At 34.6% G+C, this 18,007-nt stretch carries 20 protein-coding genes; 14 read left to right on the forward strand and 6 right to left on the reverse strand.

Going from position 1 to position 18,007, the window contains the following annotated elements; translation table 11 throughout:
• Window positions 1-159 precede the first annotated feature (159 nt).
• The 10 genes from LV842_RS08365 (at window position 160) to LV842_RS08410 (ending at window position 10,979) form a co-directional block, all read left to right on the forward strand.
• Complete coding sequence (locus LV842_RS08365) at window positions 160-2,259, forward strand: M13 family metallopeptidase (RefSeq protein WP_233110988.1); 2,100 nt, start codon at window positions 160-162, stop codon at window positions 2,257-2,259.
• Between the two features lie 156 nt (window positions 2,260-2,415).
• Window positions 2,416-2,964 carry a type VI secretion system contractile sheath small subunit gene (locus LV842_RS08370; RefSeq protein WP_233110989.1) on the forward strand — a complete coding sequence of 183 codons (549 nt, stop codon included), beginning with the start codon at window positions 2,416-2,418 and terminating at the stop codon, window positions 2,962-2,964.
• A gap of 24 nt (window positions 2,965-2,988) precedes the next feature.
• Window positions 2,989-4,350, forward strand: a complete 1,362-nt coding sequence (locus LV842_RS08375; RefSeq protein ID WP_233110990.1) for a DUF5458 family protein — start codon at window positions 2,989-2,991, stop codon at window positions 4,348-4,350.
• 97 nt (window positions 4,351-4,447) lie between these two features.
• Window positions 4,448-4,885, forward strand: coding sequence for a hypothetical protein (locus LV842_RS08380; protein WP_233110991.1), 438 nt, complete (start codon window positions 4,448-4,450; stop codon window positions 4,883-4,885).
• A gap of 34 nt (window positions 4,886-4,919) precedes the next feature.
• The gene (mutY, locus tag LV842_RS08385) at window positions 4,920-5,954 is read left to right on the forward strand and encodes an A/G-specific adenine glycosylase (protein WP_233110992.1); all 1,035 of its coding nucleotides are present in this window, start codon (window positions 4,920-4,922) and stop codon (window positions 5,952-5,954) included.
• A gap of 44 nt (window positions 5,955-5,998) precedes the next feature.
• Window positions 5,999-6,556, forward strand: a complete 558-nt coding sequence (gene gldD, locus LV842_RS08390; protein ID WP_233110993.1) for a gliding motility lipoprotein GldD — start codon at window positions 5,999-6,001, stop codon at window positions 6,554-6,556.
• Window positions 6,557-6,584: 28 nt separating this feature from the next.
• The gene (locus LV842_RS08395) at window positions 6,585-7,508 is read left to right on the forward strand and encodes a PfkB family carbohydrate kinase (protein ID WP_233110994.1); all 924 of its coding nucleotides are present in this window, start codon (window positions 6,585-6,587) and stop codon (window positions 7,506-7,508) included.
• An 87-nt stretch (window positions 7,509-7,595) separates the two neighbouring features.
• A complete protein-coding gene (locus LV842_RS08400) occupies window positions 7,596-8,960 on the forward strand; it encodes a peptidylprolyl isomerase (RefSeq protein WP_233110995.1) in 1,365 nt (454 codons plus the stop codon).
• 91 nt (window positions 8,961-9,051) lie between these two features.
• Window positions 9,052-10,041, forward strand: a complete 990-nt coding sequence (locus tag LV842_RS08405) for an NAD(P)H-dependent flavin oxidoreductase (protein WP_233110996.1) — start codon at window positions 9,052-9,054, stop codon at window positions 10,039-10,041.
• A 161-nt stretch (window positions 10,042-10,202) separates the two neighbouring features.
• Window positions 10,203-10,979 (forward strand): alpha/beta fold hydrolase, encoded by a 777-nt coding sequence (locus LV842_RS08410; RefSeq protein WP_233110997.1) that lies wholly within the window; start codon window positions 10,203-10,205, stop codon window positions 10,977-10,979.
• Between the two features lie 94 nt (window positions 10,980-11,073).
• Here the strand turns inward: LV842_RS08410 and LV842_RS08415 are convergent, their stop codons facing one another.
• Window positions 11,074-11,694 carry an HD domain-containing protein gene (locus LV842_RS08415; protein ID WP_233110998.1) on the reverse strand — a complete coding sequence of 207 codons (621 nt, stop codon included), beginning with the start codon at window positions 11,692-11,694 and terminating at the stop codon, window positions 11,074-11,076.
• Window positions 11,695-11,717: 23 nt separating this feature from the next.
• Window positions 11,718-12,017, reverse strand: a complete 300-nt coding sequence (locus LV842_RS08420; RefSeq protein ID WP_233110999.1) for a rhodanese-like domain-containing protein — start codon at window positions 12,015-12,017, stop codon at window positions 11,718-11,720.
• Window positions 12,018-12,139: 122 nt separating this feature from the next.
• Here LV842_RS08420 and queG point away from each other — a divergent pair, with 122 nt between their 5' ends.
• Together queG and LV842_RS08430 are read left to right on the forward strand one after the other, a co-directional pair.
• Complete coding sequence (gene queG / locus LV842_RS08425) at window positions 12,140-13,084, forward strand: tRNA epoxyqueuosine(34) reductase QueG (RefSeq protein WP_233111000.1); 945 nt, start codon at window positions 12,140-12,142, stop codon at window positions 13,082-13,084.
• 350 nt (window positions 13,085-13,434) lie between these two features.
• Window positions 13,435-14,112: a TIGR02117 family protein gene (locus LV842_RS08430; RefSeq protein ID WP_233111063.1), complete on the forward strand. Its 678-nt coding sequence runs from the start codon at window positions 13,435-13,437 to the stop codon at window positions 14,110-14,112.
• A gap of 42 nt (window positions 14,113-14,154) precedes the next feature.
• Here the strand turns inward: LV842_RS08430 and LV842_RS08435 are convergent, their stop codons facing one another.
• Entirely contained in the window at window positions 14,155-14,454 is a 300-nt protein-coding gene (locus tag LV842_RS08435; protein ID WP_233111001.1) for a helix-turn-helix domain-containing protein, read from the reverse strand.
• A 149-nt stretch (window positions 14,455-14,603) separates the two neighbouring features.
• On the opposite strand from LV842_RS08435, the gene LV842_RS08440 reads away from it, so the two are divergent.
• A complete protein-coding gene (locus tag LV842_RS08440; RefSeq protein WP_233111002.1) occupies window positions 14,604-14,834 on the forward strand; it encodes a hypothetical protein in 231 nt (76 codons plus the stop codon).
• Between the two features lie 429 nt (window positions 14,835-15,263).
• Entirely contained in the window at window positions 15,264-15,560 is a 297-nt protein-coding gene (locus LV842_RS08445; protein ID WP_233111003.1) for a hypothetical protein, read from the forward strand.
• A gap of 98 nt (window positions 15,561-15,658) precedes the next feature.
• Here the strand turns inward: LV842_RS08445 and LV842_RS08450 are convergent, their stop codons facing one another.
• From LV842_RS08450 to LV842_RS08460, 3 genes are all read right to left on the reverse strand, one after another.
• Window positions 15,659-16,474: a ferritin-like domain-containing protein gene (locus LV842_RS08450; protein ID WP_233111004.1), complete on the reverse strand. Its 816-nt coding sequence runs from the start codon at window positions 16,472-16,474 to the stop codon at window positions 15,659-15,661.
• Between the two features lie 28 nt (window positions 16,475-16,502).
• On the reverse strand, window positions 16,503-17,213 hold the full coding sequence (locus tag LV842_RS08455) for a ferritin-like domain-containing protein (protein ID WP_233111005.1): 711 nt from the start codon (window positions 17,211-17,213) through the stop codon (window positions 16,503-16,505).
• A gap of 83 nt (window positions 17,214-17,296) precedes the next feature.
• Window positions 17,297-17,866 carry a fasciclin domain-containing protein gene (locus LV842_RS08460; protein ID WP_233111006.1) on the reverse strand — a complete coding sequence of 190 codons (570 nt, stop codon included), beginning with the start codon at window positions 17,864-17,866 and terminating at the stop codon, window positions 17,297-17,299.
• Window positions 17,867-18,007 lie beyond the last annotated feature (141 nt).

The following is an 18,007-nucleotide window of genomic DNA, read 5'->3' on the forward strand; positions in this document are numbered from 1 at the left end:
TAAGTTCAGTATAACACCGCTAAAATATGCTGTTAAAATAAACTGTTAGTATTAGAAATGTCATGCTGAGCGAAGTCGAAGCATCTCAATTATTAAATTATCATTAACAAACTATTCGTATATTTGATAAGTTTGTGTAAAATCAAAAAACAATCTTTAATGAAAAAGCTAAATATTGGAATACTTGCCTTTTCAGGTTTGGTATTTTTAAATTCGTGTGGTACGACAAAAACTGCTGAAACTCAAAAACCGGAAACGATGAAAGACGTTGTAGTAGAACAGGTGAAAAAAGAGGAAGTGAAAGAGGAGGGAATTAATTTATCTTATATGGATAAGAGTGTTCGCCCGCAAGATGACTTTTTTAGCTATGTAAACGGAAACTGGGTGAAAACGACTCAGATTCCTTCCGATAAAGCAAGCTGGGGATCTTTCAATGCCTTAAGAGAAAATGTAGATGATGCTTCTTTGGATATTTTAAACAAAATTTTATCAGAGAATTATACGGCAGGTTCTGAAGGACAGAAAATTCAGAATCTGTATGCTTCTTTTATGGATACGGCTAAAAGAAATGCAGAAGGTTTGGCTCCAATTAAAGGAGATCTGGCAAAAATCGATGCGATCAAAAACTTGAATGATCTTCAGAAGTATCTATTGGAAGCGACTAAATTAGGTGACAATTCCTTCTACGGATGGAGAGTGAGCGCAGATATGAAGAATTCTAATATGAATGCAGTATATCTTGGTGGTCCGGATCTAGGATTGGGAAGAGATTATTATCAAAAAGTAAATGAAGCCAACACTAAAACTTTAGCAGAATACCAAACTTATGTTGGAAAACTGTTTGGAGTTTTAGGATATAAAAACTCTTCTGCTGCAGCAAAAAATGTAGTGGATTTTGAAAAACAACTGGCAAATTATTTATTGACGCTTGAGCAAAACAGAGATGCCAATTTAAGATATAATCCTAAAAATGTATCAGAATTGCCTGCTTTGGTGAAAAATGTTAACCTTGCTAAATATCTTACAGAAGCAGGTGTTAAAACAGATAAAGTAATCGTTGGTGAACTGAAATATTACCAAAATATGGATTCGTTCCTTACTCAAAAGAACCTTCCATTATTGAAAGACTATCTGAAATATCATTTAATTAATGGTAATGCAAGCAATCTGGATGAAAACTTAGAGCAGATCAGATTTGATTTCTATTCTAAATATCTTCAGGGGCAAAAAGAGCAGCGTCCGATGAACAAAAGAGGTCTTTCTCTTGTGAATGGTGTTCTTGGTGAAGCGTTCGGGAAATTATACGTTGAAAAATATTTCACTCCTGAAGCAAAAGCTCAGATGGAGACCTATATTGATTACTTACTAAAATCATTCAAACAGCATATCAACGATATGGATTGGATGTCTCCTGAAACCAAAGTCAAAGCTCAGGAAAAACTATCAAAATTCACCGTGAAAATTGCGTATCCTGACAAATGGAAAGATTATACACAATTAAAAGTAGAGTCTCCAAAATCAGGTGCAACTTTATATTCGAACCTACAGAATGTTTCGGCTTGGCAATATCAAAAAAACTTGGACAAAGTAGGAAAGCCTGTTGACAAAACAGAATGGGGAATGACTCCGCAAACGGTAAATGCATATTATAACGGTTCAAACAACGAAATCGTTTTCCCTGCTGCAATTCTTCAGCCTCCTTTCTACAATCCAAAAGCTGATGCTGCCGTTAATTTTGGTGGAATCGGTGCAGTTATCGGTCACGAAATTTCTCACGGATTTGACGATAGCGGTTCAAGATTCGACGGTGATGGTAATTTAAATAATTGGTGGACAGATGCAGATCGTAAAAACTTTGATACAAAAGTGGGGCAGTTAGCAGCACAATACAATGGCTATGAACCAGTAAAAGGAAGCTTTGTAAACGGAAAATTCACAAGTGGAGAAAATATCGGTGATTTAGGCGGTGTTGCTGTTGCTTATGATGCACTTCAGATGTATCTTAAAGACAAAGGAAATCCGGGATTAATCAGTGGTTTTACACAAGATCAGAGATTCTTTATGAGCTGGGCGACTGTTTGGAGAACCAAAGCAACGGAGCAGTATATGGTGAATCAGGTAAAGACAGATCCTCACTCTCCTGGAATTTTCAGAGCATTTGGTCCGTTGGTGAATCAGGATGCATTTATCAAAGCTTTTGATATAAAACCTGGAGACAAAATGTATAAAGCTCCTCAGGATAGAATAAAAATTTGGTAATATAACCAATCAATTGTTAGAAAGAAAAACGCATCAGAAATGATGCGTTTTTTGTTTATTTTTCATAGTTTAGTGACTTTGTAAAGTGGTAATAATAAGATACTTATTTATGAACGTTATTAAATATTTCAAGAAAAAATCTTAACAAAATTTTGTATGTTACAGTTTTTTTATAAATTTAAACATTGGATTGGGCACTTGTTCGATTCAGATAAAACCAATTCACACCCAAGCATAAAATCTCAAAATATTAATAATATGGCAATGTTTAATTATGGTGTTGGCGGAAACGAGGTCAAAGTAGACGCTAATGAAGCTATTCAGGAAATACAGGAAAATAAATCACTGATAGTAAGCCAGCTTACAACCGACGAATCTTATACCCCTGAAATTGTAACAGGATTAAAAACCGTGGATGATGTCTTCAAACATTTTCAGCCTTCTGTAAACGTACAGCATGAAACAGAGAATGGCAATGTAGTAGAAGAAGAATTCCGTTTTCAAAATCTTGCGGATTTCACTCCCAAAAACCTTACTCAGAAATCAGATTATTTGCAGCAGCTTAGCATGGAGCAGGAGCAATATAATAAAATCGTTCGTCAGCTGAAAACGAACAAAATTCTGCGTAATATGTTAGAAAATGAGCAGACAAGAACTGCTTTTGTGGAAGTGTTGAAAGAAGTGGCACAAGAACTTGAAAAATAATTTTAAAGACTTTACAATTACATCATGGATAGTAAATTACAGGCAGCTGAAAGCCAACAACAAGGGCAGCAGCAACACTCAGGACAACCGAAAGGTAATCCTCTTGCCGAACTGAATAAAATAGGAGGTTTCGGTTTTGTTGAATCTGTTGTAGATGGCATCGCCAACATGAACCCTACCAGAAAAGCTAGGAAAGAAATCTTCCTTAACGATAACAACAAAGGAGACGAAAGAAAAGAATTGCTTCAAAAGATCAACCTTTGGGTAAACCTTTTGGAAGGTAACGAATCTGCAGATAAAATGGCAGATACCTGCAAAAATAAAGCACAACAGGCAGATCAAAGCTTAAAAACTAATCTGAAAAATACATTAGATGCAGTTCGACTATTGGAAACCAATTACAGAACGGTAGCTCAGTTTTATAAGAATACAGAGCTTGATAAAGTAGATAATGTAAGCATTGTAAATGCAAGTTTAGATCAGGTTTCGGACTTGGATAATCCTTTGTATATTGATGCTATTGCAGAAGAATTCAAGAACTATTACGACCGTTTAGACCTTAGAGATAACTATTCGATTTTGGCGATTCCCGGTTACTTAGGATCGAACAAAGTCATTGAAAAATGGGCGAAAATCTGTAACGAGAACAAAGTAATGATGGTTACGGACTTTGCAAACCTTGACAAACCGGATGATGTGGTAGACTTATTCCATTCTGCGAACCTTACCGGAGGCGAATTACACAGAAGTAATGTGATTATGACGTGTAACTGGCTTGTTGGAAGAGGGAAAGCAGAAGAAGTAGGAGAAGAAGAAAATGTAGAACTTCCACCTTCCACTTCATTAGCAGGAAAAATTCATAAAACATTGATGTCTCAGGTAGCTGCAGGTAAAAAGCATGGTAACATCAACGAAGTAGATGCTGTAAAATTCGAATTGAAGAAAAGCGAAATTTCTCAGTTGGAAAAAATGGGATTGGTTCCTATGGTGAATGAATATGGTAAAATCATGGCTTTCTCGGCAAAAACATTATTTACAGGAGACAATATCGGGCTTCAGACGTATTCGGTGGTTCGTGTATTCGATTATGTAACTAAAGTTTTATTGGATTTCTTAAACAGAAGAGCCTTTGAAAACTGGAATGCAAGAAACGAAGATGATCTAAGAAGACAAATTGTAAATTTCCTTGACAATATTAAAGGACCGGATAAATTAATTGAGAAATTTAAAATTGTTCGTTTTGAACAAGATAAAGTAAACAAAGACAGAGTTTGGTTAGATATTCGTTTAACACCTTATTTCCCAACAAAAAGTTTCGTTATTAAACTAGACGGACACAAAGGAGATGATGGAAACGAATGGGATGCTGAATATTCACAAGAATAATACAACACACTTAATAATTCATGAAAAACCGATGCTATTCAAACATCGGTTTTTCTATATCAAACCACCAAAATTAATGAATATGAAAGTGAAAAGGATGATCTTTTTATCAATGTTTTTCATAATATTCGCCATAAGTTGTGAAGAAAAACAACCACAAATAGAACATAAAATTGATCTTTTTGCTGGTGAAAGAGAAGAGGGTAAGGCTTATGTAATGAATGAAGAAGAATGCTTTGAGGCCAGCGAAATAGTGATTTCAACTTCAAAAATCAAACTCGAAGACAGCTTTTCCGGTCGCGGAAAGCCTATTTTTATTTATAAAGTTGATTCCGGGAATGTATTAAAAACAACACGAGATTCGGTCATTACTTATCCTCTTCAGTTTTTGTCCAATCAAAAATTAACCTTTAAAAAAGATTCATCAGTATATGTCTATCTGAAAAAACTCGAAGGATTTCGCTTTATTGCAGAAGAAAAACACCTTAAATACCAATGGGTAAAAGGTGCTTCCGCTTTTGAAGTCAAAAAATAAAGTATCTTTGCCATCATAAAAATGAGCAGGATTTTTGGAAAAGAATAGCAACAGTTCAGACTTTCAGCATATAGGTAATGCACTTCTTAGCTGGTACAAAAAAAACGCACGCGATTTACCTTTCAGGCAAACAACAGACCCTTATAAAATCTGGATCTGTGAAATTGTTTTTCAGCAAACCAGAATTAATCAGGGATTAAACCATTACAATAACTTTATCAAAAGATTTCCGGATGTAAAAACATTGGCAGAAGCTGATGAAGATGAGGTTTTATTGCATTGGAAAGGATTGGGATATTATTCAAGAGCGATAAATATTCATAAAGCTGCAAAGCAGATTATGACGGATTATCAAGGCTCTTTTCCTTTCGAATATGAGGAGATCTTAAAACTGAAAGGAGTGGGGAAGTATACTGCTGCAGCTGTTTCAAGTATTTGTTTTAACGGAAAAATGCCTGCTGTTGATGGTAATTTTTATCGTGTGCTGAGTCGTTTCTTTGCAGATGATTTTGATATTTCCAATTCCAGAGCCTTCAATTACTTTTCCGAGCTTGCAGCTTTGATCCTGCCTGAAAATGTTGGAGACTTCAATCAGGCCATGATGGATTTGGGCTCAGAAATCTGCAAACCTAAAAATCCTCTTTGTGGAGAATGTCCGATAGATAAGAACTGTATCGCTTTTTCTTTAGATAAAATCTCTTCTTTTCCTGTTAAAACTAAAAAAGTGAAGGCAGAGAATCTTCAGTTAACCTACTATTTTGTTCACAGAGACGGTCAGTTTTTAATTCAGCAAAGAAAAGATGATTTTATCTGGAAAAAACTTTTTGAATTTTTACCGGAAATTTCTGTGGAGCTTGAGCCGTTTGTCAAAAGTGCAAAAACCATTAATCATAAGCTGACTCATAAGAATTTATCAATAGAAATTTTTGATGTAGAAGTGATTTCAGCCTCCGTTTGGAAGGTTCTGAAAGACTCAAATCAGTATATAATTTCTGACTTTGAAAACTTTCACGAAAAGTCGTTTCCAAAACCTTTGGAAAACTATATTCAAAACTCACTGAAAGACTGAAATTTGTCTTTCAAAATCTGAAATCTAATTTGTACTTTTGCAAAATGATTAAAAACATCATTTTTATTTTTATAGCCTTAGTTTTAGTGTCTTGCGGAAAAGACTCTGTTCCTAAACCGTATGGAGAACTTCGTTTGGAGTATCCTGCTCCAAAATACCAGAAATTTGAGAACAACTGTAACTATACTTTTGAATATTCGGATTTTGCTAAAATTACTGATGCTAAAAGGCCATGTTGGTATTACCTGAACTATCCTAAGATGAAAGCTAAGGTATTCATCACCTATTTCCCAATTAAAAATGATTTTGCAGACCATCTGAAAGAAACAGAAAAAATGGTGTATGAACATACCATTAAAGCAAGTTCAATCGATACAAAATCATTTGAGTACCCTGAAAGAAAAGTGTTTGGAAATTTCTATGAATTAAAAGGGCAGAGTGCTTCTAACCTTCAATTCTATGTTACTGACAGTACAAAACACTTTGTGACGGGATATCTTTATTTCAATACAAGACCAAAACCAGATTCATTAGCTCCGGCTGTAAACTATATCAAACAGGATATGAAGCATTTGCTGGATACATTTGAATGGAAAAATTAAAATTCTTAAAATTTACATTAAAACATATATGAAACTTTTAGTTGTAGGAAGTGTTGCATTTGATGCAATTGAAACACCATTTGGTAAAACAGATAAAATATTAGGAGGTGCAGCCACTTATATCGGAATCACATCTTCTATTTTAGGAGTGAAATCCGGAATCGTTTCTGTAGTAGGAGGAGATTTTCCTCAGGAATATCTTGATATGTTTACAGACAGAGATGTAAATATCGAAGGACTTGAAATCGTAAAAGAAGGAAAAACATTCTTCTGGGCAGGAAAATATCATAATGATTTAAATACAAGAGACACTTTAGCTACTGAAGTAAATGTATTAGAGAACTTTGACCCAAAAATTCCTGATTCTATGCAGGATGCTGAGATTTTATTATTAGGAAACCTTCACCCGGGAGTTCAGCTGTCTGTTCTTGAAAAAATGAACAAGCGCCCGAAACTGGTAATTCTTGATACAATGAATTTCTGGATGGATACCGCTTGGGATATTTTGATGGATATGATTGCTAAAACTGACGTAATTACCATTAACGATGAAGAAGCAAGACAACTTTCAGGAGAATATTCTTTGGTGAAAGCCGCTAAAAAAATCCATGCAATGGGTCCAAAATATGTGATCATTAAAAAGGGAGAGCACGGTGCTTTACTTTTCCATGATAACAATGTGTTTGCAATTCCTGCGTTACCGTTAGAAGAAGTTTTCGATCCAACAGGAGCCGGAGATACTTTTGCGGGAGGTTTTGCAGCTTATCTTGCTAAAAAAGATAAAATTGATTTTGAAACAATGAAGTCTGCATTAATCGTAGGATCTGCAATGGCATCATTTACCGTTGAGAAATTCGGAACAGAAAGAATTCAGGAAGTAAAAGAAGCTGATATGTTCAGCAGATTGAGACAGTTCAAAGAATTAACAACTTTTGATGTTGAACTACAATAAATAAAGCTTTTTAAGAAATATTTATAATAAAAAATTTAGTCTAATTGATTAAGAATTCTAAATTTGCAACTTGTTTAAAATAGTAAAATGATAAATAAACTAAAAATCACTTTTCTTTTTGGGATTTTCGTGCTGATGTTTTCTACAAATGTAACAGCTCAACTTAAGAAGGGTCAGTTAATAGACGGTATTGCAGCGGTAATTGGAGATGAGATCGTTTTGGAATCTGATGTAGAAGAGCAAATGAATTATGGAAAGCAACAGGGAATTGCCAGCGTAGATAAATGTGAGTTTTTGGAGAACTTAATTAATAATAAACTTTTAGTATACGAAGCTAAAAGAGATACATTGATTGATAACCGTTCTGCAGCTTTAAAAGAAGGTGCAAATGCAAAATATCAGCAGTTATTGTCTCAGTTTCCGGACGAGAAAACGATGTTAGCTGCTTATAAGTTCAGAAATGCTTATGAGATGAAAAATACGATCGAGAAAATAGATACCGATCAGTATTACGGACAAGCTAAATATCAGAGAATTACAGAGAAAGCTGATGTTACTCCAAATGAGGTGACAGATTTTTATAATATGTACAAAATGCAGTTGCCAGAAATTAAAGACGAAGTATCTTTAGGGCAAATCATGATGTATCCTAAATTGACAGAAGCTCATAAAGAGGAATTAATCAATAGACTTAAAAAAGTAAAACAAGATATCCTTGGAGGAGAAAGCTTTGAAAGCCAGGCTAGAATTTATTCTGAAGATCCGGGTTCTGCGGCGAATGGAGGATTGATGAAAAATATCTACAAAGGTCAAATGGTGAAGCCTTTCGAAGCAGCAGCATTAAACCTGCAGGAAGGCGAGATCTCGGATCCGGTAGAATCTGAATTTGGTTACCATCTTATCCAATTGGTGAAAAAATCAGGAAAAATGTACGAGGCGAGACATATTTTATTGATGGCTACTCCTACAGACGATGAAGTAAATACTGCTAAAAAGAAGTTAGACAGTATCAGAACACTTATTACAGACGGTAAAATTAGTTTTAAAGATGCAGCGTTCAAGTTTTCAGATGATAAGAGAACTAAATTCAACGGAGGATTAGTTCCGGGAGCAGACGGTTCAAGTAAAATTGAAAGAGAAAGTATTCCGGGAACAATTACTTACGAAATGGCAGGTCTTAAAAAAGGAGATATTACTACAGCTTTTGAAGATGCAGAAAACAAAAGAAAAGTAGTGAAAATCATTAAAATCGACGATGAAATTCCTACTCATAAGATTACTTTAGAAACTGACTACGACAGAATAAAGCAGATGGCTCTTAATAAAAAGAAAAATGAAATGATCGAAAAGTTTGTCAACTCCAAATTACCGACAACTTTTATTTCAATAGATGGCCGCTACGATTCTTGTAGTTTTAAAGGAAACTGGAAAAAAGAATCTCTTAAAAAATAAATAAAAAACCTTCAGAACAATCTGAAGGTTTTTTTCTGTAAAAAAGTGCTGAAATACTTTGCAAAAGCCTTGTTTTTAGTATTTTTACACGATGAGCAATTTTATAGATTTCAATTCAGCTAGAAAACTTCACGATATGCAGCAAGGTCAAAATAGAATTACACAACTCTTTAATATTCAGCATCCTATTATTCAGGCAGGAATGATTTGGCATTCCGGTTGGAGATTGGCTTCTGCCGTTTCTAATTGCGGAGGTTTAGGATTAATCGGAGCAGGAAGTATGTATCCGGATATTTTAAGAGAAAACATTCAAAAATGCAAGCAGGCTACGGATAAACCTTTTGGTGTAAACGTTCCTATGTTGTATCCGAATTTGGATGAAGTGATTCAGATTATATTGGAAGAAGGCGTAAAAATCGTTTTTACTTCAGCAGGAAATCCGAAAACCTATACAGAAACACTTCAGAAAGAAGGGTTAAAAGTAGCTCACGTAGTTTCATCTACAAAATTTGCCATGAAATGTGAAGACGCAGGGGTAGATGCAGTAGTTGCCGAAGGATTTGAAGCAGGAGGTCACAACGGAAGAGATGAAACGACAACGTTTTGCTTAATTCCCAATGTAAGAAAACATATTTCAAAACCGTTGATTGCTGCCGGAGGAATTGCTTTAGGTTCTCAGATGAAGGCTGCCATGATTTTAGGTGCAGACGGAGTTCAGATTGGTTCTCGTTTTGCCGCAACAGTTGAAGCCAGTGCTCACGACAATTGGAAACATAAAATTACCGAGCTTCAGGAAGGAGATACCCATCTAACATTAAAAGAATTAGCACCTGTAAGAATGGTTAAAAATAAGTTCTTTAATGAGTTGGAGGATATTTATAATGTAGGAAGAAATAAAGACTCCCTGATCGCTTCTTTAGGTCGTGCAAGAGCTAAAAAAGGAATGTTCGAAGGCGATATGGAAGAAGGCGAACTGGAAATCGGGCAGGTTTCTGCTTTAATTGATGATATTCTTCCTGTAGATGCTGTATTTAGAAACTTATTAAAAGAATTTGAACAGGCAAACAATCCAAGTTGGTAAAAGTGGCTGGTTTTTAAATAGCAAAAGGCATAAAAGTGGTAGCCATTAAGATCCTTTAAGAGGTGTAGAATATTAAGATTGGCTCAGTGTTTAAAAAACTTAACTCTGCTTAAAAATTTAATTCTCCTTAATGGTTAAAATAAAATTTAAAGTTTCTAAAAATGGAAGGGAAAATAATTGAGGTAAACGGTAAAAAACTTTATATAGAATATCAAAATTCATTTGAGAAGAGACCTGCAATTGTTTTTTTACACGATTCTTTAGGATCTGCACAACTTTGGAGGGATTTTCCTTTAAAATTATCCGAGGCTACTCAATGTAACGTTCTCGTGTATGACCGTTTAGGATACGGAAAATCTTTTCCGATGCCTACTCACGAAAGAGAAAACAACTACATGGAAACGGAAGCAGATCTTCTGAATGATATTTTAAATGAATTAAATCTAAATGATGTTATTCTTTTCGGTCATAGTGATGGAGGGACAATAGCATTGATTACAGCCTCAAAATACCCCGAAAAAATAAAAGCGACCCTATGTGAAGCCGGACATATTTTTGTGGAAGAGGTAACCGTAAAAGGAGTGAAAGATGCTTTAGAAGCTTATCAAACGACCAATCTTCCGGAACGTTTACAAAAATATCACGGTGATAAAGTCGAAATGATAATCAAAGCATGGACGGAAATCTGGCTGAGTGACAGATTCAGAAGCTGGAACATAGAGTATTTGCTGAAAGATATTAAAAGTCCGTTACTTTTTATTCAAGGAGAAGCTGATGAATACGGAACATTGGATCAGGTTGAAAAAACGATTTCCCAGGTAAGCGGAAGCACGGAAAAATTCATTATTCCTAATATTGGACATACTCCACATAAAGAAGCTCCGGAAGTGGTTTTGAACAAAGCAATTGAATTTATTGACGAAATCATTAATCACTAATCAGAAATTTTTCCAGTGCGAAGATTTCCCTTCTTTGAAGGGGTGGCAAAAGTTCTGAAAGAATTTTTGACGGGGTAGTTATAAATTAACAGAATTATAAATTATCAATTTCCCATTGAATATTTCTTTTTGCCTGTTCTTCATATTTTTCCCTGAAATAATTCGTTTTGAAGATGTTTTCCATCGCTAAAAAATGTTTTAAAACCTTTTTTCTTCCCGGTTTATAAAGTAAATCTGGATAAATAGAATATTCTTTTCGGATCTTTTTAGTGTAATCAATATACGTTTCCAACTCTTTTCCAAGAATAGAAAGATCAGCATCCAAAAGATAGTTTATGTCTTGGAAGTCAGAATTCTGATGAACTTTGGTGGCTAAGATTTGATGCTCAATTTCAGCAATATCAGAAGGATTAAGATCTAATTGTTGAAGTCTCTCTTTTGCAAAATCAGCGCTTTTTTCCTCATTCGATTTTGAAGAAGCATCATAAATAATATCATGATAAAAAACAGAAAATGATATATGTAAATAATTTGAAATACTATTCTTTATGGCATCAAGCTCAGAAAACATACTTTTCAGGTGCTCAAGATTATGATAATGCCTGCTTTTTTGAGAATAGTTTTTCTCAATCTCAGACCATAGCTTTTCAATAAGATGTTGATCTTGAGTAAATAGTAAACAGCTTTCCGAAAATATCTCTTTTAAATCCATCATTAAATTGTATAAAAAAAGGAACTTTAAAAAGTTCCTTGATTTGCTTTAATCGTTGCTTTCAGGTCTGCCCAACCGCCACCGTTGTAGCCGTCTTTTAAACCCTGAGAATTTAAATATTCTAATGCTTTTCCACTTCTGTTTCCGCTTCTGCAGAAGATTACAACAGGTTTTTCGATAGACAAAATTTCATCCTGTCTGTCTTCCACCTCTCCCAAAGGAATGTTTTTTGCACCGTCTATATTTCCGTCCATTTCCAATTCCATAGGTTCACGAACGTCGATTAATTCATAATTTCCTGATTTTATTACTTCTGCTAAAGACATAATAACTAATATTTTAGAGTTAAAAAATATAAAATGGATGTTTGTAAAGATGCATACCTTTGTACAATCATCCAAAGTCTAAACAAATTTATAAAATAATCTTAGTTTTGCAATGCGAAATTATGAATTCAACTGCCGAAAAATATTCACAGCTCATTAAAGCCAAAGCAAAAAGTTTTGGATTTCAGGATTGTGGAATTTCTAAAGCAGATTTTTTGGAGGAAGATGCACCTCATTTGGAAAAATGGCTGAAAAATGATTTTCATGGAGAAATGAAGTACATGGAAAATTATTTTGACAAGAGATTAGACCCGAGATTATTGGTAGAAGGTTCAAAATCTGTGATTTCGCTTTCCTATAATTATTTTCCTGAAGAGAAGATTTCGGCATTAGAAAATTTCAAAATCTCAAAATATGCTTATGCAGAAGATTATCATGAAGTCATTAAGGAGATTCTTCGTGAGATGGTGGTTGAACTGCAGGAGGAAATTGGAGAATTCGGCTTTCGTGTTTTTGTAGATTCTGCTCCGGTTTTAGAAAGAAGCTGGGCAAAAAAATCAGGAATTGGATGGGTGGGGAAAAATGCGAATTTAATCACCAAGCAAAACGGTTCTTTTTATTTTTTAGCAGAAATTATCTGTGATCTGGAACTGATTCCGGATCATCCTGTTACCGATCATTGCGGAACCTGTAGAAAATGTATTGATGCCTGTCCTACCAATGCTATTGTTTCTGAAAAAATTATTGATGGAAGCAAATGTATTTCATACGCAACCATAGAATTAAAGAATGAAATTCCGGACTATTTTAAGGATAAGATGGATGACTGGATGTTTGGCTGTGATGTATGTCAGGATGTTTGTCCGTGGAATAGGTTTTCGGCTCCCAATAAGCAAAGTAGATTTCAGCCGAATGAAGCGTTGAAAAGTTTTAAAAAAGGAGAGTGGAAGGAACTTACTCAGGAATTATTCTCCGAAATCTTCAGAAAATCTCCTGTAAAAAGAACAAAATTTGCTGGTCTGAAAAGAAATATCGAATTTTTAGAAAAATCCTCAGAGAAAAAATAATCTGTTTTTTGGTGACAAATCCTCACCTGGAATTATTGGGTTCCAAAGCAAGTAGGGTTAATCGACCATTCCTTAAAATTTGTGCTCTTAAGGAGGTAAAGATCTATTGAGGTAAAAAGCTTTCTACAAAAGAAAAAATTGACTTCCGGGGAGGTTATCTCACCAAAAATCAACGTCTTTTTTGTACTCTCTTAGGAGCAACTTTTACTCTTACTTTAAATCTCTTCTGGGATTTGGAAGTTTTAAGCATATTTAGAATATTTTGTTACTTAAATTTAATAAATTTTTCGCTTAAAACAAATATTTTCATTAATCTTGATTGTTAAATTTCATTAATATAAAACATGACTATAAAAAAAATGATAATCCTGCTGCTAAAAATATTCGGAACAGTCTTAGGCATCGTGATTCTGTATGTTGTTTTAGGGTATTTGCTGCCTTTTATCGAAACCCCAGCGAAAGATGATGGTCAAAATAAAGAAGTACCGATTTATATCTATACCAATGGTGTTCATACGGATATTGTAATGCCCGTAAAAAATGATATGCAGGATTGGAGCGCAAAGCTTCCGTTTAACAATATAAAATCGAAACAGACGGATTATAATTATATTGGAGTAGGTTGGGGAGATAAAGGTTTCTATCTGGATACGCCTACATGGGCAGATCTGAAATTTTCTACGGCTTTTAAAGCGGCATTTTGGTTAAGCGAATCTGCAATGCATTGTACATATTACAGAGAAATGAAAGAAGCATCAGACTGTAAGAAAATCATGATCAGCAGAAATCAGTATCAGAAATTGATTGCTTTTGTTGAAGGTAAATTTGATACAGATAAAAACGGAAAGTTTGTTTTAATTCCTACCAATGCGGTATATGGCGATAATGATGCCTTTTATGATGCAAGGGGAAATTATAGCTTTTTATATACCTGCAATACATGGGCAAATGATGCTTTAAAAGCTGCCGAACAAAAAGCCGCATGTTGGACTCCTTCCGACTACGGAATATTTTTACATTATAAATAAACAACAATGCTTCCAGTACGGAAGCATTTATTTTTTTAGTTCTTATAATTCGTTTTCCAGGATCGATACAATCTTATCGATCACATCCTGCTTCTTTACTTTCTTTTCATAAACAGCTCTTGGCTCTGCAACAATATTTTGTTGTTTCTTGTCAAAAAGAGCGTAAAGGTCTAAATCGGGATGGGTTTCAATATACCATGCTAAAAAATTAAGAGGCATTGCGTTTTTTCCTGAGAAATAAAGCTGGATAGATTGCGGTGTGACACCATAAGCTGCTGCGATCTCTTTCATGGTCTCTCCCTTCTCTTTGCTGTATTCTCTTATCTTCTGGTATATCTTCATATTAAATAATTTTTTTCAATCAAAACAATTATATATTGATAAAACAATGATTTGTTGTTTGTTTGATAGATAATTGTATATTTGTCTTGTCGGATTGATTTGCGATCAAACACAAAATTACGAAAAAAGTTAAACAAAATTATTTCATTATGGGCAAATTTGAGACCACTCACGATCAGAAAATCATTAATGAAAAATATGATTTCATTAAACAATGGTTACCGGTACATTATACAAGTTCAGTAAATTTTATCCTAAAAGAAGATAAGAAAAAGCCTGAATATATACGACAGGTGAAAAATAGAACGATTTACGACGAAAGAATAATGGATGCTCTTTACAAAGTGGCTTTATTCAATAAACTACAAACGGGAACCTGAAATTGATATGCTCTGCAATCTAATCAGGAATACTAGCCTCAAAACACAGTTTTATAGGTAAGGTATCTCCTGAAAAACACAAAGAACTTTTTGAGGTATGAAGTTATGGTTATTAATTTTTAACCATCCTACACCTGTCTATCCCGTTTTAATTTTAACACAATATAAGTATGGAAGAAAAGAGTATTGTAATTACAGAGTGTTTTAAATGTGGAACACGATACCAAAACCATTTCAGTGCATCTCCCTGTTGCAGGTCTATCATGATGAAAGTGAATGAAAAAGGTGAACGCACAACAATCACTTATCTAAGGTCACTTTTTGTTCTCAGATCAGAAGAATCAAAAAATTAAAAAAAAAATAAACTAAAGGCAATAAAATGAAGCCTTATGTGTTTTTAAATAAGTTTTAACACCAAAAAAATAAAAATTGAAAAGGCTTGCAAAAAAATTTAACTCTTTAGTAGGTAAAACCAAGAACGAAATCATTTCAAAATTTGGAAATACTTATGTGTATTCTGAGAATGTACTCTATTACACATTCAATCGAACATGGTTTACCAAAGGAATTACCTTATCTGTGAAATTCGACAGAAATGACAAAGTGAAAAAAATCGATATTCTTGAAAATGACAAAGCTATACTTCCTTATATTTTTAGTTTGTCTGATTCATCCAATTCTTATAAAATGATGGATCATGCTCAACAGACTGGAAAAGGATGGTAGCACTGACGAGAAGTAATTTGAATCCAAATTAACATTCTGGAATAAACAAAAATCCCTTTCCGAAAAAAGAAAGGGATTACAACTAAATTACGAAAAAGCTATACAATAAACAAAGATGCGATTGCCTGAGCATCACTTCCTGTAAGAATCTCATCGTAAGCCGCAGATCCTGCTGTTGCTCCAAATTTTGTAGACGTATTGAAACCTGCTTGGTTGATATTATCTTCTCCGGCATATACAGGATTGGTTGCAGAAGGCATATTTCCTCCATTGGCAAGTTCTATCCAGCCTTTGTTGGCTCTCATTCTTCGTACCTGTGAAGCGTGTCTTGCTTCCACAGAATGTATTTGTAATGCAGCTTGTAAAACTACTTTATTAGACATTACGTTTCCCGCCTGTCCTTTGTAAGCTCTTACTCCAGTATCTTCAAAAGCCTGAGCAAGAATTAAAAACTGATTATAATCTGTAAAAGGAGTAAAATTTCCTCCAGCTGTAAAATCAAAAGTGGGTTTTGCTCCCGGAGTTACCCCTAAAGAGGTCAAAGTATTCTTTAAAAAGGTGACGTGAGCAGATTCATGTTTCGAAATCTGCATAAAAACAACTCTGTCAGCTGAAGGAATCAACGTTCCTGCTGCCAAACCCATGGCGTAGTATTCGTTTTCAAGATATTCCAGTATCAAAGCCAATTGTAGGGCATCCGTTAAAACAGTTTTAAAAAATGGAGTATTGGTGATGGAAACTGTAGTTTCTGCTTTTGCAGGAGTAGTCATTAGTGCTCCCAGACCAAAAGGAACGGCAGCAGCTGCTGCTTTTTTTCCGAATCCTGAAATATCAGTTAATGCATCTAATCTTGAAGCTTCCTTAGTGAAAAATTTATCATCAGAAAGCTTATCGAGTAATTTAAGAATGTTCATAATGTACTTTTTTGAAGATGAATACGAGTTAAATAATTCCTTGCTCTTTCCAGGTGAAAGGAGTTTTGATAAATCCTCCCGCAGCTGCTACAATGTCTTTGGGTTCTTTGGCAAGATCCAGTCCGTTGGCATCAATTACATCATCACCCGAAAACGCTGCCGTTCCAGGGTTGATCAGATTTCTGATGGCTGAAGCATGTCTCGCTTCAACAGAAACGATTTTCCCTGCGATCACTAAATACTCCGGATTTGTTATGAATTTTCCGGCACCGTTGTAGGCTGCAACTCCTGTGTCTTCCAAAGCTTTTGCGGTGGCAAGTACAGAACTTCGATCGTTAAAATTTACATTAGGATATTGGAATTCCAAGGTGGGCAAAACATTTGAAGTTGCTCCACTGATGGCGGCTTTAAAAAAATCTCTGTGAATGACTTCGTGATGATAAAGGTCTGTGAAGATCTGCATTTCTATACTTGAAATCCCTGAATAGAAATTATTCACGACTTTAGTGTAAAAATCGGCTTCCAACTGTTCCAGTGCATAGGCGTAATTCAAAACACCTACATCACCCATTCCCAAATCGAAAATGGTATTATTTTCCATCAAATCATAGTCGGTGTCATTACAGCCAATCAGGGTAAGTCCTGCCATTGCCAAGCCGACACCGCTTAATTTCAAAAAATTTCGTCTGCCAGTATCAAGACTTGTACCCTGATTGGAGACATTAATCGTTGTTTTCATAATAGTATTCTTTTAGTGTTAGGTAATTTGTTTAAAAAAGAAAAAACAGCATAAATTTTTATGCTGTTTGAAAAACTTAAAAATTATGGCATCAACACCGTATCAATCACATGAATAACTCCGTTGGATTGGTTTACATCCGCTATGGTCACTTTGGCATCATTTCCTTTAGTATCTCTTACATACAGATTTTTTCCTTTAGTCCAGAAAGTAAGATTTTCACCTTCGACTGTTTTCATCATTGCTTTTCCGCCTTTAGCTTTTACAGCTGCCCAGATTTCTTTAGCATTATATTTTCCGGCAAGAACATGATACGTTAAAATTTTAGTCAACATGGGTTTATTTTCTGGTTTTACTAAATTCTCAACAGTTCCTTTGGGAAGCTTTGCAAAAGCCTCATCGGTAGGTGCTAAAACGGTGAAAGGTCCTTTTCCTTGCAGGGTTTCTACAAGTCCGGCTGCCTTTACGGTTGCTACCAATGTTTTGTGATCTTTAGAATTCACTGCATTCTCGATAATATTTTTAGAAGGATACATAGCGGCACCACCTACCATTACTGTTTTTTCCTTCATACTCTGTGCTGAAACATTTCCACTGAAAGCAAAAGAAAGAGCGATCATTCCTAAAACTGCGATTTTTGACGTTGTACTCATTGCTGTAATTTTTTAATTGTTATTGAATTTGATTTTGTTCTTAAAACCATTTACGAGCTATGATGTAATTCGGTTTTAAAATTTTAATTAAAAATCACAATGTTTTGAAAATCAATTGATTAATTTTTGTTTTTAGAATGA

This window comes from Chryseobacterium gwangjuense, from assembly GCF_021311115.1.
Taxonomy (GTDB): domain Bacteria; phylum Bacteroidota; class Bacteroidia; order Flavobacteriales; family Weeksellaceae; genus Chryseobacterium; species Chryseobacterium gwangjuense.

Excerpts from the sequence above, each read along its gene's own strand:
- LV842_RS08435 (WP_233111001.1), bottom strand. The coding sequence starts at position 14,454 with ATGAAGATATACCAGAAGATAAGAGAATACAGCAAAGAGAAGGGAGAG.
- LV842_RS08395 (WP_233110994.1), top strand. The coding sequence starts at position 6,585 with ATGAAACTTTTAGTTGTAGGAAGTGTTGCATTTGATGCAATTGAAACA.
- LV842_RS08370 (WP_233110989.1), top strand. The coding sequence starts at position 2,416 with ATGTTACAGTTTTTTTATAAATTTAAACATTGGATTGGGCACTTGTTC.
- LV842_RS08450 (WP_233111004.1), bottom strand. The coding sequence starts at position 16,474 with ATGAACATTCTTAAATTACTCGATAAGCTTTCTGATGATAAATTTTTC.
- queG (WP_233111000.1), top strand. The coding sequence starts at position 12,140 with ATGAATTCAACTGCCGAAAAATATTCACAGCTCATTAAAGCCAAAGCA.
- LV842_RS08400 (WP_233110995.1), top strand. The coding sequence starts at position 7,596 with ATGATAAATAAACTAAAAATCACTTTTCTTTTTGGGATTTTCGTGCTG.
- LV842_RS08405 (WP_233110996.1), top strand. The coding sequence starts at position 9,052 with ATGAGCAATTTTATAGATTTCAATTCAGCTAGAAAACTTCACGATATG.
- gldD (WP_233110993.1), top strand. The coding sequence starts at position 5,999 with ATGATTAAAAACATCATTTTTATTTTTATAGCCTTAGTTTTAGTGTCT.
- LV842_RS08460 (WP_233111006.1), bottom strand. The coding sequence starts at position 17,866 with ATGAGTACAACGTCAAAAATCGCAGTTTTAGGAATGATCGCTCTTTCT.
- LV842_RS08420 (WP_233110999.1), bottom strand. The coding sequence starts at position 12,017 with ATGTCTTTAGCAGAAGTAATAAAATCAGGAAATTATGAATTAATCGAC.
- LV842_RS08365 (WP_233110988.1), top strand. The coding sequence starts at position 160 with ATGAAAAAGCTAAATATTGGAATACTTGCCTTTTCAGGTTTGGTATTT.
- LV842_RS08380 (WP_233110991.1), top strand. The coding sequence starts at position 4,448 with ATGATCTTTTTATCAATGTTTTTCATAATATTCGCCATAAGTTGTGAA.
- LV842_RS08410 (WP_233110997.1), top strand. The coding sequence starts at position 10,203 with ATGGAAGGGAAAATAATTGAGGTAAACGGTAAAAAACTTTATATAGAA.
- LV842_RS08440 (WP_233111002.1), top strand. The coding sequence starts at position 14,604 with ATGGGCAAATTTGAGACCACTCACGATCAGAAAATCATTAATGAAAAA.
- LV842_RS08415 (WP_233110998.1), bottom strand. The coding sequence starts at position 11,694 with ATGATGGATTTAAAAGAGATATTTTCGGAAAGCTGTTTACTATTTACT.
- LV842_RS08455 (WP_233111005.1), bottom strand. The coding sequence starts at position 17,213 with ATGAAAACAACGATTAATGTCTCCAATCAGGGTACAAGTCTTGATACT.
- LV842_RS08375 (WP_233110990.1), top strand. The coding sequence starts at position 2,989 with ATGGATAGTAAATTACAGGCAGCTGAAAGCCAACAACAAGGGCAGCAG.